At 30.8% G+C, this 16,717-nt stretch carries 17 protein-coding genes and 2 pseudogenes; 5 read left to right on the forward strand and 14 right to left on the reverse strand.

All coding sequences use genetic code 11. The annotated features are described in order from the left end of the window. Positions 1-7: 7 nt before the first annotated feature. From ACKTSW_RS12255 to ACKTSW_RS12280, 6 genes are all read right to left on the reverse strand, one after another. Positions 8-1,654, reverse strand: a complete 1,647-nt coding sequence (locus tag ACKTSW_RS12255; RefSeq protein WP_408025536.1) for a glycerol-3-phosphate dehydrogenase/oxidase — start codon at positions 1,652-1,654, stop codon at positions 8-10. Between the two features lie 113 nt (positions 1,655-1,767). Then, on the reverse strand, positions 1,768-2,202 hold the full coding sequence (locus tag ACKTSW_RS12260; RefSeq protein WP_408025537.1) for a YHS domain-containing (seleno)protein: 435 nt from the start codon (positions 2,200-2,202) through the stop codon (positions 1,768-1,770). 1 nt (position 2,203) lies between these two features. Next, complete coding sequence (locus ACKTSW_RS12265; RefSeq protein WP_408025538.1) at positions 2,204-2,659, reverse strand: YHS domain-containing (seleno)protein; 456 nt, start codon at positions 2,657-2,659, stop codon at positions 2,204-2,206. Positions 2,660-2,713: 54 nt separating this feature from the next. Continuing rightward, positions 2,714-3,904 (reverse strand): alanine racemase, encoded by a 1,191-nt coding sequence (locus ACKTSW_RS12270; protein ID WP_408025539.1) that lies wholly within the window; start codon positions 3,902-3,904, stop codon positions 2,714-2,716. Beyond that, complete coding sequence (locus tag ACKTSW_RS12275) at positions 3,897-5,183, reverse strand: D-arabinono-1,4-lactone oxidase (protein WP_408025540.1); 1,287 nt, start codon at positions 5,181-5,183, stop codon at positions 3,897-3,899. The genes ACKTSW_RS12270 and ACKTSW_RS12275 overlap by 8 nt, the downstream gene beginning before the upstream one ends. Before the next feature lie 58 nt (positions 5,184-5,241). Further along, positions 5,242-6,216, reverse strand: coding sequence for a LuxE/PaaK family acyltransferase (locus tag ACKTSW_RS12280; RefSeq protein ID WP_408025541.1), 975 nt, complete (start codon positions 6,214-6,216; stop codon positions 5,242-5,244). A gap of 108 nt (positions 6,217-6,324) precedes the next feature. Between ACKTSW_RS12280 and ACKTSW_RS14345 the strand changes: the two are divergent. Beyond that, positions 6,325-6,980, forward strand: a pseudogene (locus ACKTSW_RS14345) (transposase); the annotation flags it as partial. A gap of 75 nt (positions 6,981-7,055) precedes the next feature. Here ACKTSW_RS14345 and ACKTSW_RS14350 read toward each other — a convergent pair. From ACKTSW_RS14350 to ACKTSW_RS12305, 5 genes and pseudogenes are all read right to left on the reverse strand, one after another. Next, positions 7,056-7,289 (reverse strand): annotated as a pseudogene (locus tag ACKTSW_RS14350) (transposase); the annotation flags it as partial. Positions 7,290-7,424: 135 nt separating this feature from the next. After that, a complete protein-coding gene (locus ACKTSW_RS12290) occupies positions 7,425-7,658 on the reverse strand; it encodes a hypothetical protein (protein ID WP_408025543.1) in 234 nt (77 codons plus the stop codon). Further along, entirely contained in the window at positions 7,648-8,022 is a 375-nt protein-coding gene (locus ACKTSW_RS12295) for a hypothetical protein (RefSeq protein WP_408025544.1), read from the reverse strand. The genes ACKTSW_RS12290 and ACKTSW_RS12295 overlap by 11 nt, the downstream gene beginning before the upstream one ends. 35 nt (positions 8,023-8,057) lie before the next feature. After that, entirely contained in the window at positions 8,058-8,390 is a 333-nt protein-coding gene (locus tag ACKTSW_RS12300) for a roadblock/LC7 domain-containing protein (RefSeq protein ID WP_408025545.1), read from the reverse strand. 105 nt (positions 8,391-8,495) lie between these two features. Further along, positions 8,496-9,545, reverse strand: a complete 1,050-nt coding sequence (locus ACKTSW_RS12305; RefSeq protein WP_408025546.1) for an isoaspartyl peptidase/L-asparaginase family protein — start codon at positions 9,543-9,545, stop codon at positions 8,496-8,498. 111 nt (positions 9,546-9,656) lie between these two features. Between ACKTSW_RS12305 and amaB the strand changes: the two genes are divergently transcribed. Then, positions 9,657-11,198: an L-piperidine-6-carboxylate dehydrogenase gene (gene amaB / locus ACKTSW_RS12310; protein ID WP_408025547.1), complete on the forward strand. Its 1,542-nt coding sequence runs from the start codon at positions 9,657-9,659 to the stop codon at positions 11,196-11,198. 99 nt (positions 11,199-11,297) lie between these two features. Then, entirely contained in the window at positions 11,298-12,206 is a 909-nt protein-coding gene (locus tag ACKTSW_RS12315; RefSeq protein ID WP_408025548.1) for an OmpA family protein, read from the forward strand. A 77-nt stretch (positions 12,207-12,283) separates the two neighbouring features. On the opposite strand, the gene ACKTSW_RS12320 is transcribed toward ACKTSW_RS12315, so the two are convergent. After that, entirely contained in the window at positions 12,284-12,670 is a 387-nt protein-coding gene (locus tag ACKTSW_RS12320; protein WP_408025549.1) for an ankyrin repeat domain-containing protein, read from the reverse strand. A gap of 497 nt (positions 12,671-13,167) precedes the next feature. Between ACKTSW_RS12320 and ACKTSW_RS12325 the strand changes: the two genes are divergently transcribed. Beyond that, complete coding sequence (locus ACKTSW_RS12325; protein ID WP_408025550.1) at positions 13,168-13,929, forward strand: cyclase family protein; 762 nt, start codon at positions 13,168-13,170, stop codon at positions 13,927-13,929. Positions 13,930-13,934: 5 nt separating this feature from the next. Beyond that, complete coding sequence (locus ACKTSW_RS12330; RefSeq protein ID WP_408025551.1) at positions 13,935-14,666, forward strand: sulfite exporter TauE/SafE family protein; 732 nt, start codon at positions 13,935-13,937, stop codon at positions 14,664-14,666. Positions 14,667-14,689: 23 nt separating this feature from the next. On the opposite strand, the gene ACKTSW_RS12335 is transcribed toward ACKTSW_RS12330, so the two are convergent. Both ACKTSW_RS12335 and ACKTSW_RS12340 read right to left on the reverse strand, forming a co-directional pair. After that, positions 14,690-15,829 carry an ATP-binding protein gene (locus tag ACKTSW_RS12335; protein ID WP_408025552.1) on the reverse strand — a complete coding sequence of 380 codons (1,140 nt, stop codon included), beginning with the start codon at positions 15,827-15,829 and terminating at the stop codon, positions 14,690-14,692. 3 nt (positions 15,830-15,832) lie between these two features. Further along, positions 15,833-16,588: an SDR family NAD(P)-dependent oxidoreductase gene (locus ACKTSW_RS12340; protein WP_408025553.1), complete on the reverse strand. Its 756-nt coding sequence runs from the start codon at positions 16,586-16,588 to the stop codon at positions 15,833-15,835. Positions 16,589-16,717: the final 129 nt, after the last annotated feature.

Below are 16,717 nucleotides of genomic sequence, written 5' to 3' on the forward strand. Positions count from 1 at the left end.
TAAAAAACTAGTTAAAATTTACTGTTAAGTTAATTTTCTCATTTAACGCCCTTTTTTGGTTTAAGGTAATTTCATCATTCCAACTAAAACGATTAGCAAACTCTTGTATAACAAAGTCTTTATAAAGGTCAACGCTAGGCTTATCAAAAAATAAACGACCTGTTCTTCGCATAAAAAAATCGGTAGGAGTACATGTCATTTCATGTTTTACAGTAAACCATACCTCAGCTTTTAACAAACGCTTTTCTATATTTTCTTCATTTAGCTCATCAAACTTATCTAAAATAAGTTCAGTTTGCTTACCATAGTTATGTACTAAATAGTTAGCATCTTTTTCAGAAAAACCGAATGATTTTATACGTTTATAAACCTGATTACTATATAATTTTACAGATTTATAGTTTTGAAAAGGACCTCCTGCTAAAATAATTTCTTCAGTTTGAATAGAATCAAACTCTACCTCAAAACGACGTTTCATTTTTTTAGCAACAATATCCACGATACGTTCAGCCATTTTTCGATAACCTGTTAGTTTACCTCCTGCAATAGAAATTAACTTGGTATCAGACACAAAAATTTCATCTTTACGAGATAATTCTGAAGCCAATTTTCCTTCTTCATGAATTAACGGACGTAATCCTGCCCAAGATGATTGAATGTCATCTATAGTTAATTGAATGGTTGGAAACATGTTATTTACCGCTTCAATTAAATACAAAGCGTCTACCATTGAGGTTTCAACAGCGTTTTTATCTTGTTGATAATTGGTATCTGTAGTTCCAAAATAGGTTACTTTACCACGAGGAATAGCAAACATCATACGACCATCAGGAATATCAAAATATACCGATTGTTTTACAGGTAATTTTTCATACGGAACAACTAAATGAACTCCTTTGGTTAAATGCAAACGCTTTCCAATTTTCGAATTGTTAATTTGACGTAACTCATCTACCCAAGGACCTGCTGCGTTTACTACATATTTAGCTTTAATGTCATAATTTTCATTAGTAAAAGCATCAGTTACTTTAGCACCTACGACACGCTTATTTTCGTAAATAAATTCGTCTGCACGTGTATAGTTAAGTATTTGTGCATCATATTGGCTAGCTGTTTTTAAAACTTCTATCGTTAAACGAGCATCATCAGTACGATATTCAGCATAAAAACCAGCACCATTTAAAATATTTTTTGGTAACAAAGGTTCTTTTTCTAACGCTTCTTTTTTATCAAGCATTTTACGTTTATCATCTCCTTCAACAGAAGCTAATACATCGTATACTTTTAACCCGATAGATGTTAACCACGAACCGTAAGTACCACCCTCAATTAATGGTAGAATCATTTTTTCAGGAACTACCAAGTGTGGAGCTAGTTTATGAACAATGGCACGTTCGGTACCTACTTCTTTTACCAACCAAAAATCAAATTGTTTTAAATAACGTAACCCTCCGTGAATTAGTTTGGTAGATTTACTTGAAGTCCCCGAAGCAAAATCATTTTTTTCTATTAAAGCGACTTTCATTCCACGTGAGGCAGCATCCAAAGCGATGCCTGCACCAGTAATACCTCCGCCAATTACCAGAATATCAAATTCGGTAGTTTGTAATTCTTGTTGAATGTTTTTTCTATTGAAAGAAGAGAAATTATTCATAGGGCTATTTTATTTACCAAAAATAAGAATAAAAAGAAATGCTAGGTATAAAAAAAGAGCTGAAAAATTTTCAGCTCTTTTTTGAAGTCGCTCCCACAACTTTTATATCAAAACTATTGATTTAATTTTTTCCAATTTATGTCTGCCTTTTTTTTAAGATTTTCAGGATTTTCTTTTACCCACATTTTTAAAGTATTGGTTCCCCATGAGTTATAAAATAAATAGAGTTTACCATCTCGTATTTCAAAAGTTTTTGGATTAATATCAACTTTCTCTCCAGTTTTTCCAATAGCATAGGCGCAATAACCACCATATTGTGGATTATATTTTTGAGGGGCTTTAATAAAAGCAGCAAGGTTTTCCTTTGATGAAAAACGAAAGGAAACACCGTTGTATTTAGTCGTAAATTTTTTATTTCCTTTTTCAGCTTTATTATAAAAATAACTTACCACATCATATCCTTTGGCAACGACTCCGTTTTTAGTATTGTATTCTTGTGAAAAGGTAATAGTTGAAAAAAATAGAAAGAAGATGAATACATGTTTCATTTTAATCTTTTTTATGTTTTAATTCTTCCCAGTTTACATCACCCTGAGCTTGTAACTTTTTAGTATCTCCATTTTTCCAATCATCAAGTTTACTAGAAATCCAAGAACTATAAAAAAGGTATAGTTTACCATCTCTAATTTCATAAGCTTCAGCGTCAATGTACATTTTTGTTTTTTTGGCAGCCACAGCGTAAGCGCAATATCCTCCATATTGAGGAATGTATTTTGTTGGATTTTCTTTAAAAAGAGATAAGTTTTTTTCTGAGGAAAACTTGAATTTTGCTCCGTCATATGTTGTTTGAAACTTCTTTTTTCCTTCTACAGGTTCATTATTTGTAAAGTAAGAAACAACGTCATAACCTTCGGCTACGTAGCCTTTTTTGGTATTATAATCTGTTTTTTGAGCACATAATGCAGTAGAAAATACTATTAAAAGTAGTGTAAAAAAGCTTTTCATTGTTTGTAGATTTTGATAATAGTCGATAAAAAGCAATGAACATTACAATTCTAGTTAAGAATTATTTAATAATTGCCAAGGCTGTTGAATTTTACCTTTTCTAATAGGTAAAATTTCTCCGAATTGTAAAAAAACAAACTCGCTTTGGTGTGGTCTTAAAAAGATAAAATCATCTACTTTCAAAGTTTCATTTTTTGGAATACTAATCATGGTTTGATTGGTAGATGCTCCAAACAAATTATTCTGTTTTATTCCTTTTGGATAGTAATAATTAGCTTTCCAAAAACCACCATAAATAAAGGCTGATTTTTTAGTGAATATACTCTTTAAAGCTTCTAAGCCTGGTAGTGTAGAGTTTAAAAAGGTTTTTAAAACAGGTGTGGCAATAAAGGTAGCAGGTTTATAATTTTTTAAAGAAGGTATGTCAAAAGCTGCAGGCTTTACAAAACATGAGCCAATAGCAATATCGTTTATTGGAGAATTTTGTTTTTTATGTAAGTTTAAGGTGGGGCTTCCGGCACCGTTAAAAGTTAAACGTTCATTCCATAATACAGAGAACTCCTTTTGAAGCAAATTTTTACACTTCTCATAAAACTGATTAGCTAATTGCATAGCTTTTTTTTCTGAACGAATAACCCATGGAAGCTTTACCACATGTGGATCGTAGCCCATAAATCCTGAAAACTCAACAAACTCTTGATTGTTTTCAATCAATAATAATCCTTTTCTTAAGTTTTCTAGAGAAGCAAACCCACCACGATGTAATCCTACATCAATTTCAATGTTTAATCGTAATTTTTGATTTAGTTGTTTGGCTAAATTAATGTATTCCTCAACTCTTTTTTCGGTATCTACCAACCATTGAATTTGAGTAAACGAATTAAATTCGTTGTGTTGCTGAGGTAAGTTTTTATAAAAATAGTCCGCAGTTTTTATTGGCATGGGTTTACCCAATAAAACATCAGCTTTGTTATCTAATAGAGAAGCTAAATCAGTTAAAAAAGGTTGATGAAATATCATCAACTTATTTGAGTTGGTTTGTTGTAAAATATATTCAATTAATTGAACAGAAGGTAATGATTTTACTACAATTCTGAGTGAAGCATCTCTTCTAAAATTAGAAATTGCTTCTGTAATATTTTCATCTAAAATATCCAAATCTACTAACAAACAAGGAATCGCTCGTTGGTAGTTTTTTAGTTCTTTATTTAGGGTTTTAAAATAAGCATCCATATGATTAAACACTTAACAGTTTTTGAAGATACGGATTCACAAATTTATTTTCTGGATCATGTTCTTTTCTGAAAGCCATAAAATTGATAAATTTTGGATATGCCTTTGTAATTTCTTCTGTGTTAAACGTGTTCATTTTTCCCCAATGAGGTCTTCCGTCATAGGCTTTAAAAACCTCTTCTAAAGCAGTAAAATAAGCACTACTATCTTTTTTATTATATACGTGACAAGCAATATATGCCGAATCCCTTCCGTAGGCAGGACTCATAAAAACGTCATCTCCTTTTACCCAGCGATTTTCAACAGGAAAATGAATATTGAATTTTTTAGAATTGACAATTTTTTGCACATCTTTAAATACATCCTGATAAGTTTCAGCAGGAATATTGTATTCCATTTCATAAAACTTTACCATTCGTTGTGTTGCATATACTTTATGACTATGATATACTTTTTTTACATTACTAATACTTGCGGCTGTAATATTAGCAACCGTTTTGTTTTGCGAAGGAAAAACTTTAGCAAATTCACACATCAGTTTAAAAACATAGTTTTCGAGTACATATTCAGTCCAATAATTGAAAAAATTAACTTTATCTGGCTCAGAATTTTCTACAATGTTTGAAGTTTTTGTCCAAGCAGCATTGGTATAAGGAATCCAGTAAAATTCAAAATTCCTATTTTGAGAGTTTCTTTCATTTAAAGTTGCTAATACATCGCTTAATTTCTCTTTTTTGTTTTGAAGTTTTAGTTTGTAAGTTGGTACACATTGCAAGGTAATTTCTGTAATAATTCCTAAGCACCCCAAAGATACTTGAGCAGCTTTGAATAGTTCAGTATTTTTTATGGTGGAACACTCAATTATTTCACCTTTTCCATTCACAAACCTTAATCCGATTACCTGGTTACTGATAGATTTAAGCCCGACACCTGTTCCATGGGTTCCTGTACTTATTGCTCCTGCAATTGATTGAACGTTAATATCACCCATATTTTCCATAGCAAGACCTTCATTAAATAATAAGTCTCCTAATAAAGAAAGTTTTGTTCCTGCTTTTATGGTAGCTTGATTTTTTTCTTTATCAATTGAAATGAGTCCTTGAAAATTATCGAGAGTTACCAATATTTCACCAGTACTACATAAAGAAGTAAAAGAATGCCCAGAACCAATAACCCTAATTTTTTGGTTAAAACGAATGGCTTTTAAAACAAGTTGCTGAATGTCTTTTTCCGAATGAGGAAATGCAACAGTTGATGGATTCCATTGTACATTTTCTGCCCAGTTTTTCATAATACCTTGAAGTAATAGGAATTAATAACAGGGAAAGATAGTAAAAAATAAAAAATGATTACAAAACCATTAAATTACAACCTCTAATATCAGAATTATCAAAACGACCCATAATTTCAAAACTATTGTCTTGGTGTACTTTTCCTAAATCTTGTGTAGCGATAAAAGAGCAAGAGTTATAGTTTGCTAAGTCAATTACATTAATTCCGCCTAATTTTCCTTTAGGTAAGATAGTTAAGGCATCATCAGTATCACGGGTTAAGATTTTCATCCAAGGCGGGCAGTTAAAAACACCATTTCCTTTTGAATACCCTTGACTTAACAACTCCGTCATTCCATATTCAGAATGAATTTCATTTACTCCAAAACCATTGTGTAAAATCGCATGTAATTCGTTACGTATAAGCTCTTTTCTCCTTCCTTTCATTCCACCAGTTTCCATTATGATGGTGTTGGATAGGTTGAACTCATATTGTTCCACTAAATTTAGCAAAGCAAAAGAAACACCAATTAATAATACTTTTTTGTTTTGTCTATCTAATTGTATGAGTTTTTCAGCCAGTTCACTAAGATTGTTGAGGTAAAATCCACTTTCTGGATGTTGGGAACGTTTAATTAGATCGTCAACCATATAAACTAAAGAAGATCCTTTACGTTCAAGATAATTAGGTAACAAAGCTAGTACTACATAATCTTCTATATTTCCATAAAAATATTCAAAACCTTTTAAATAACTGGTTTCATACCAAGATAAATCGGTAACTAAATGCTTACTAGTTGTACTTCCAGTAGTTCCAGAACTCGTAAAAATTTCTTGAATTTTATCTGTAGAAGAAAGTACTTCTCGAGTTTTAAAAAACTGAATTGGTAAAAACGGTATTTGTTCAATAGTGTTTACATCAGATGGATGAACGTATATTAAATCGCAAAAAGAACGATAAACCTTATTGTTTAAAAACTGGTGTTTGAAAACATGTAAGGCAGTTTTATTGAAATCTTCTGTTGACTGTATGTTAAAAATGTTGTTTTTCATAAACTTTTACAAAAGTAAGAGTATTGAAGGCAACCTTTTTAATTTTTTTTATCTAGTATATAAATGACCTGAGTTTGATTAATATTTTGTTGCAACAAAAATATATCTATGATATTCTGCTCTAAAATTATCGAAATGCTTTGTGTTATTGATGAATTTTGCAAAGAAGCTGACCAAATAGTTGATAAAGCTCTTTTAGGCAACTCCCCAAGCGTCCACCAAAGATGTCTAAGAGTAAATTATGACTATCGTAGTACTGTTTAGGCAGTTTTAGAGCCTTTAAACACCTTTATTATGTTCAGGGCAGATACAGGAAGAATTTCCTTAAACAGGCTCTTATAATAGGCTTACAGAACTTATGCAAAGTAATCTGATGCCTAGATATCATTTTTAAAGAGTTTCTGTTTGGGTGAATGTACTGAGATTTCTTTTGTGGATTTACTCCTATAAGGGGTTTGCATGAACAAACGTATTAAGTGTAATCATCATAACGGCTATGTTGGAAAAGATTTAGCAAAAAAGCTGTTTATAGGTAGTGTACAACTTATCGCACATATTAAAAACAATATGAAAAACTGTTTAATGACTGTATCTGATAAGACTCTATTGAGAAAACGATTTGTTATTGAAACTGTAAACGATGAGCTAAAAAATATTTATCAAATAGAACATTTTAGATATATAATTTTCTTAGTAATATAATATCAGGATTAATTGCATATAGTTTCCGGCCTAAAAAAACACAAATTAAATTTCAAACCAAATATGTCAGTTTTAATAATCTAACTCAGGTTATAGGTGCGCTTATGAACCAGCATAGGGTTAAAGGAGACCTCTCAATTTCTGGGAACTTTTATGTGGTTTCTCCTAAAACTGTTTTTATCTTTTTAAATCCGTAGCCGTTATGATGATTACTCTTATTAGATGGTTGGTTTTTTATCATAACCTAGATATGCATCCAGCTCTCCTTCGAGCCTCTTTTCAACGCCTCTTTTTTGAAAACCATTCAAAAAAGAGGTGAGTTCTTCACCTGTCTTGAAATGTTTTAAAAACCTTCTTCGTTCATTATGTATAAAACTTAAAATTAATAAAAAAAATATCGAGGGTTGAAACCCTCGATATTTTAAACTTTACACACTTGTTGAGATACTATCATCAATTTTAGTTAAGAAAATTTAATTTTTAAAAAATCTAAATACTTTTAACATTTAGCTCTTTTTTTTATTTCCATTTTCCTTAAAAAAATCTAAAATACTGTCATATTTAGGTTCAAATAATATATCATAAAAAGAACGTTTAGGTTCTTCATTTGAATCCGTACGTTCTAAATCATTATTGTTAATAATATGAAAATCATTGTTAACAAGTGATTTATACTCATTTTGATAACCTTCTAATTTTTTCACAAAGTCTTTATGAGAAATATTTGACTTATATGGCATTATTTAACTCTAATTTATACTTATTTAATAAAGCTTTAGTAACACCTAAATTAGCTTTGTCTGAATCTACAGCAAGGTAAATAAAATATCCACCACTAGGGGCAACATTAATAATGTGAACTTGAGAAGATAAAGTAATTGTAATATCTTTAATTTCTTCTTTTAAATCTAAGGCATTAATTGCATTTAATTTAGCTTTTACAACTTCTAGATTGTAAGCAGAAGCTAATACAGGATCGAAACTTGAGTCTGAAGTATCAGAAGCAAGTGCTTCACCAGTTTCTATTTCTGTAACACATATAGCAATGTAACCAGGGATGTTTTTACTTACATTTGATACTAAGTCATTAAGGATTTCTGTCATTTTTGGAGGTTTTAAATATTAATAAATGGGTTAAATTATTCGTTTTTCATTTTTTTCTTTAGCGATAATGATATTAAGCTTATATTAACTAATCCTTCGGCTAGCACACATAATACATGCTCTTGATTATATTTTAAAACATAAAAAAAATGATTGCCAGACTTAACAATGATTTCATTAGAATAATCTAAATCAAGTATTTGAGTAAAAAAATCATCTACCATGTCAACCATAATTTTAGTTAAAGCAGAAAAATTTTTTAAGTCATATATGTTGTCTTCATGAAAAGAGTCAACAATATCACCATTACTATTAATTAATACCAAAGCCTTAGCTTTAATAAGCTTGTAAAGTTCTTCTAAATTCATAAACATTTTAAAATTAAGTACGTTTGTTACGACAATATAATGTTTTTTTTTACAAGATTTTGGTAAATAATAGTTTTTTTCCTACAAATTAACCTACTCTGCTACTTATTTGTAAATTTTTATTATTAAATGAGCTTTGTTATTCATTGAAGCTCTGTACATTCCAGCAGTATTAAATTCAAAAGACATATTACCATTTTTATCAAGTGCTACAACACCACCAGTTCCACCAAGTTTGGTTAATTTGTTTTGAATAACATCTTTAGTAGCTTCTTTTAATGATTTTTGTTGGTACTCCATCTGTGCAGAAATATCGTAAGCTACCTGTAATCGTATAAAATATTCACCCCAACCAGTGGAAGAAACACCACAAGTTTTGTTATTTGCATACGTACCAGAGCCAATAATAGGAGAGTCTCCAATACGTCCCCAACGTTTATTAGTCATACCACCAGTAGAGGTTCCAGCAGTAATATTTCCTTCTTTATCTAAAGCAACACAACCTACAGTACCAAACTTATTATTTTTAATATCAGCATCATAAAAAGCAGCTTCTTTATCATTATGATCTAATACTGCTTTTTCTTTATTTTTTATTCTTTGTAAAGAGTTGAAACGGTTTTCAGTATAAAAATAACTTGGGTCTACAATTTCTAACCCTTGTTCTTTAGCAAATTGAGAAGCTCCATTTCCAGATAACATTACATGGTTAGAGTTAGTCATTACTGTTCTAGCAGCTTCAATAGGACTTTTGATATTACTTACACCTGCTACTGCTCCTGCATTCAATGTTTTTCCATCCATAAAAGAAGCATCTAGCTCATTAGTTTCATCATGAGTAAACACAGCTCCTTTTCCGGCATTAAATAAAGGAGACTCTTCCATTACTTGAATAGTTTTTACAACCGCATCACCACTAGAACCACCATTTTTTAAAATTTCATATCCTGTTTTTATTGCTTCTTCTAGTTTAGTTTTATAAGCAATCTCTTTTTCAGGAGTCATGTTCTTTTTTAGAATAGTCCCAGCTCCTCCATGAATAATAATAGCGAACTCATTTATAGTAGTATCATTTTGTTTATTTAATGATGTTTTAGGCGAATTACAGGCTGATAGAACTAATATCAGAGAAAGTACGTAATAGATGTTTTTCATTTTTTGTTAATTTTTAAACAAAGAAGGTTGTTTTTGTTTAATTTATTAATTTGTAAAATTATTCGTAGTTTTGAGCTTTAAATTTAAACAACTAAAATTAGAATATAAAATATGGCAGATTTTGGTATCAAAGAAGCATTAGCTACTTTAGGATTAAAAGAGATAAATGAAGGAACTTCAACAGGTTCAATAAACTTTTCAAATGGTGAAATTATTGAATCATACTCACCAGTAGATGGAAAGTTAATAGGAAAAGTAAAAGCTTCTACCAAAGAAGATTACGAGAAGGTAATGGATGCTGCTACCTTAGCATTTAAAACATGGAGAACAATGCCTGCGCCCCAACGTGGAGAAATTGTTCGTCAATTTGGAAACAAATTAAGAGAATTAAAAGAACCGTTAGGTAAATTAGTTTCTTATGAAATGGGTAAATCTTACCAAGAAGGTTTAGGTGAGGTTCAAGAAATGATTGATATCTGTGATTTTGCTGTAGGTTTATCTCGTCAGTTAAACGGACAAGTAATTCCATCAGAAAGACCAGAACATGTAATGAGAGAGCAGTGGCACCCAATTGGTGTTGTTGGTATTATATCAGCATTTAACTTTCCTGTGGCAGTTTGGGCTTGGAATACTGCTTTAGCTTGGATTTGTGGAGATGTATGTGTATGGAAAGGTTCAGAAAAAGCTCCTTTATGTTCAGTAGCATGTCAGAATATTATTGCTGAAGTATTAAAAGATAATAATTTACCAGAAGGTATTTCTTGTATTGTTAATGGTGATTATAAAGTAGGTGAATACATTACTGAAGATACACGTATTCCTTTAGTTTCGGCTACTGGTTCTACAAGAATGGGACGTATTGTTGGTGCTAAAGTTGCTGAGCGTTTTGGTAAATCTTTATTAGAATTAGGAGGAAACAATGCAATTATCATTACTCCAACTGCTGATTTAAAGGTAGTAGTTCCTGGAGCTGTATTTGGAGCGGTAGGCACATGTGGTCAACGCTGTACTTCAACACGTCGTTTAATCATCCATGAATCTGTGTATGATACAGTACGAGATGCTATTGTTGGTGCTTATGGTCAAATTAAAATTGGTAACCCATTAGATGAAAATAATCACGTTGGACCATTAATTGATAAAGATTCAGTGAATACTTATTTAGCTGCTATTGAAAAAGCAAAAGCTGAAGGAGGAAACGTATTAGTTGAAGGAGGCGTTTTAGAAGGAGAAGGCTATGAAAGTGGTTGCTATGTGAAGCCAGCAATTATTGAAGCTGAAAACCATTTTGAAATCGTTCAACATGAAACATTTGCTCCAATTTTATACTTAATGAAGTATTCAGGTGGTGTTGAAAACGCTATTGAATTACAAAACGGAGTTGCACAAGGATTATCTTCTTCAATTATGACAAATGAAATGAAAGAAGCTGAAAAATTCTTATCATATGCAGGGTCTGATTGTGGTATAGCTAACGTAAACATTGGTACTTCTGGTGCTGAAATTGGTGGAGCTTTTGGTGGTGAAAAAGAAACAGGTGGTGGACGTGAGTCTGGATCTGATGCTTGGAAAGTATACATGCGCCGTCAAACAAATACAGTAAACTATTCTGATGAGCTACCTTTAGCACAAGGAATTAAATTTGATTTATAAGAAGGAAAGTCTTCAAAAAAAAAGAGAGTCACATTATCAAAATGTGACTTTTTTTTTGTTTTGGTTTCAAAATAGCTGTAACTATTTAACTTCTTAAAAATGAAAAGAATAATTTATTTATTAGCTATTTTTTTAATTATACTCATAGGGACCTATTTATACTGGAAATTTTGTTATAATCAAAAAGTAGTTGAAAATATTGAGAAAAAAGAAATTAAAATAATCTCAAAGGAGGAAACAAAACCAACGATAAATTTTGGAGTAATAGATGCAGATGGAAATATTTCTGTACCATTAAATGGGGGGCTAAAATTTCAAAAATCGAGTATAAACTTTTCTTCTCCTGTATCAGAAGAATTGGATAAAAAAATAAATCAATTAAAAGAATATTTAACTTCAGAAGAAGAAAAATCATTATCAATTACATCATATTATATGAGTGATGAAAAGAATAGTTCTGTATTCCCAAATATAGGGTATGCTAGAGCTGTTTCATTTAAAAATTTTGTTTCTAACAAAGGAATACCAACAAAATTAATTGATATTAAAGGAGAATTAAATGATAATATTGAGGTAGATGAGGAAAATAACATAAAGAAGCCAATGAAGTTAAACGTTGGTAAGTTAAAAAATTACTCAAAATTATTAGAAAGTATTATAAAAGATATAGAATCTAATCCATTAATTCTGAATTTTGATACAGGAAAAACAGAACTTAACTTTACTCACGATCAACGAAGAAAAATCGTAAATATATCAACATATCTAGACAAAGTAGAAAAGACTTTTTGTTTAGTTACTGGTCATACAGATAATACTGGAAGTGAGCAGAGAAACATGATTATAGGAAAACAAAGAGCAGAATTTATAAAAGAATATTTTATAAAAAGTGGAATTTTAAGTACTAGGGTAAATACTCTTTCTAAAGGAGAAACAGAGCCAATTGCAAGTAATAATACAAAGGAAGGAAGAGCAAAAAATAGACGTTCTAAAGTAACAATTAATTAATAGAATTATTACAAATAAAAAAGGTGAGTGTATGCGGCACTCACCTTTTTTATTTGTAATAATTTTTAATAGAGGTTTTATTTTTTGTTGAGAGCTTCTTTTAATACTACATATGCGTCATTTGCTTTTGACATTTTAGCATAGTCTAATGCTGTATATCCTCTATCTGATTTAACTTTTAACTTAGCTCCTTTCTCAATTAAAAGTTTAACGATATCCGTTTTGTTATGTCTAGCAGCAAACATTAATGGAGTTAGTCCTGTAGATTTTCTATTTATATCCGTTCCGTTTTCAGCCATAGCTTTTACAGCTTCATAGTTACCAGCTCTAATTAACTTACAAAAAGTACTTATTTTAGAATATTCTAGGTTGGTTTTAATTAGGGCTTCGTATGATGTTGAGGCAGCGGTAATAGTTCCAAAAGATAATGCGATTGCTAAAGCAGTTAATACAAGTTTTTTCATGATGTTAAGTTTAATATTTTAGATTAGGTTACAGTTAAAAGACGTTAGCCAAAACGAAATGTTTCAAGAAACACACATACTTAACAGTTATTTAAGACAAGCTCTTAAAAATATCTTAATTGATTAAGTAGTTTTTCAATGAATTTAAAATCAATTATTTAATAACATATTAACTAGAATAAAAGAGTTATGAATTAGTGCATATCAATTATAGAATACCCACGATCTAGTATTTATTGAAGAGGATGCGTAGAACTATGGGTTGTACGTGCCTCAATATATTGATATGATGACTGATGATGGGAGGTAGAAAATATCAGCAAAAAATTAGATAAGTTACTTGCTACTAAAATAGACAACAAATGCATCTATCAGTAATAAGATATAGCTAACAGAGATGGAGTTATTTTTGATAATGAGTAATTTGTAAACAATATAAGTCCCTTACAAAAAATAAGGGGTTTTCTTTTATCTTTGTTTGCAATAACGAACCTACTATGAAAATTATAGACCTATCTAAACCTATTCAATACAATAAACAAGATCCATGGTTTATGAAAGTTAAAATAAAACATAAACCACACCATAAGGCAAAATGGTTAATTCGAATATTGGGATTGCCATTCAAACTTTTTCCTAAAAACTTTACAGGTTGGGCAGATGATACGATTCAAAAAATGGGCGTGCATTCTACAACTCATATCGATGCCCCTTGGCATTATTCACCTACTGTAAATGGAGAAAAGGCAAAAACAATAGATGAGGTTCCGTTAAATTGGTGTTTTGGAGAAGGTATTGTGATTGATATGAAACATAAGGTAGATTTTGACCCGATTACTGTAGAAGATATTCAACAGTTTTTAAAAGAAAACCAGTTAGAAATTCAACCTAATATGATTGTGTTGATTAAAACGGGACGCGATAAATTGAATGGAACAAAAGATTTTCATAAAAAAGGTACAGGAGTAAGTGCAAAAGCTACTGAGTGGTTGATTGACCAAGGAATTAAAGTGATGGGAATTGATGCTTGGGGTTGGGATCTACCACTTCCGTACATGATTAAAAAAGCAAAAGAAACCAACAATTCTGAATTGTTTTGGGAGGGACATTTGGTGGGACAAAACAAGGAATATTGCCATATGGAGCAATTAGTAAATCTAGATGCATTACCATTAACAGGGTTTAAAGTAGCGGTATTTCCGTTAAAAATTGTAGGAGCATCAGCTGCACCAGCAAGAGTGGTTGCTTTGTTAAAATAAAAAAGATGAAAGATATTAACTTCATATTTTTACTATTAGCTTTTATTGCTGAAGTTATTGGTACAATAGGTGGTTTTGGATCATCTGTTTTCTTTGTGCCTCTAGGAAATTTTTACTTTGATTTTTATTCTGTTTTAGGGCTTACAGCTATTTTTCATTTGTCTAGTAATATGAGTAAAATCTTCTTATTTAAAAAAGGCTTGGATAAAAAATTGCTGATAAACATCGGAGTTCCTTCTGTTGTTTTTGTGATTTTAGGAGGTGTATTATCAAAATATGTGAACAGTGCCTATTTAGAAATATTTTTAGGAGTCTTTTTAGTTGCTTTTAGTGCTTTCTTTTTAATTAAAAGTAAATTTACAATTTCTCCAAACAGAAAAAATGCTATTGTTGGAGGTTCTTTCTCTGGGTTTTCTGCTGGGTTGCTAGGAACAGGAGGAGCCATAAGAGGTTTAACTATGGCAGCTTTTAATTTAGAAAAGAGTGTGTTTATAGCAACCTCTGCTTTTATAGACTTTATGATAGATTTTTCAAGAACATTTGTCTATTATAGCAATGGTTATATCCACGATCACGACTTGAAATATGTACCTTTTTTATTCGTAATAGGGTTAGTAGGATCATTTATAGGAAAAAAAATATTAGCATACATACCACAGTCTAAATTTAGAAAACTGTCTTTATCCTTTATTCTGTTAATTGGGATCGTTACAATTATACAATTAGTGTTGAGGTAGAAAAAATAAACCTTCTAGATTGTTTAATTATACTTCACCTTACGTATTACTCGCATCGCTTCTTTATATTTAATATAGGTAGTTTTATCTTCGAGGTTTTTAATATAGTTTTTTGCTTTTTTTAGTTGCAGAGGAGCACTTTCAAAACCGTTTAAATAACAGATTAAGTAGGAGGTAGGTAATCGATACACATCTTCGTGTTCAATAACCGAAAGCGACTTTTTTCTCACAATCTTAGAAACAATACTATTGTTGTTGTCATAAATGAGTTGTAAAATATCGTTATGATATTGAGGAGCTTCAAATAAAAACTCCGTAACAATGTCATGCTTTCCGTTATCTTTAAAATTGATAATGGTTTTTTCTAACGGATAACGTTTTTCACTCTTATCAATTCCTAAAACGATATATTCAGTAATAATAAACGATTGTTCGTTATGATTAATTTGTACATCATCTAATGAGGAGAAAAATAAACGAACTTGCTCGTTTATCAATTCAATGTCAACTCGCGTAAAAAACTCTTCGTTATTTATAATCTTCTTTTTTCCAGCCCAACAAAGCACAAATTGTTCGTTAAACACCTTGTACTGCGGATTGTATTCTGGTTTGTGTTTTTCAATAAAATCAAAGACTCCATCAAGAGTAAGCTGAATATTGTTACGAGCATTTTTTTCAATAGCTTCAACAATCGCTTTGTTGTTGTTTTTAATAATAAAACTTTCTTCGGTAGGCATAGAGTTACTACCTCTGCGATAAAACATAGTTCCCCTACGGTACTTCCACATATTTTTAGCTAAAGAAGTAATTAATTTTGTAGGGTAAATAGTTACTAAACCAATTACTTTATGACGTTGTAAACGCGGAAAAGGAACATTCTCATACTCTATTTTTGGAGGGTTTTTCAGGTAAGCATTTACCAGGTTTTGGATTTTACTATCATCATAAAAGTCGACTCCAATAATTTTATTTTCTTCATCTTCAATACCAATAACGATATATGAATTGTTGTTAGGGTTTGAATTAGAAAGTGCACAAACGTGTTTTATAAACTTAGCTTTTCCTTCTTTTGAACCTAAAGATAGCTTTTGTTTTTTATCATAAAAACTATTCTCATCATTATGAGATAGTAAGTTTTTAATTAAAAGACGTTTGTTAATCACAACTTAAGCATTTTTATTCACAATAGTTGCACTGGCTTGCGCTGTAGGGTATACAATTAAATCTTCAATATTTACATGGTATGGGCGTGTAACTACAAAATGAATGATATCTGCAATATCTTCAGGTTGTAGTGCTTTATAGCCTTGATATATGGTTTTAGCTCTTTCAGAATCTCCTTTAAAACGAACATCAGAGAATTCTGTTTCTACCAATCCTGGATGAATAGCACATACACGAATGTTATGTTGATTCAAATCAATACGCATTCCTTTATTTAAAGCGTTTACAGCAAACTTTGATGCACAATACACATTTCCGTTAGGATATACATCTTTTCCTGCAATAGAACCGATATTTAAGATAAATCCATTGTTACGCTGTACCATTTGAGGAATAATTGCTTTTGAAACGTATAAGAGTCCTTTAACATTTCCATCTATCATAGCATCCCAATCATCAATATTTCCGTTTTGAATGCTATCTAACCCATGAGCATTTCCAGCATTGTTAATAAGAATGTCGATATGTTTAAAGTTGTTAGGCAAGCTATTAATTGCTGTTTGAACTTCTTTATTGTAACGAACGTCAAACTGAAGTATGTGTACTTTGGTAAACTGTACTAGTTCTTGTTGTAGTTTTTGTAGCTTTTCAATACGCCTACCACAAATAATTAAGTTGATGTTGTTCTTAGCAAAAAGTTGAGCGGTTGCCTTACCAATACCTGAGGTTGCTCCAGTAATTAAAGCAGTTTGTTGCATGGTTTTCTGTTTTGTATAAAGGTATAATTTTTTACGTTAAGCCACTATTATAAAATGAAAAACCGCCCCTTACGGAGCGGTTTCTTTTAGTTGGCTACTACACCAACCAAAAATCAACTAACCAAACTT

It is taken from the genome of Tenacibaculum sediminilitoris, assembly GCF_964513795.1.
GTDB classification, from domain to species: Bacteria; Bacteroidota; Bacteroidia; order Flavobacteriales; family Flavobacteriaceae; genus Polaribacter; species Polaribacter sediminilitoris.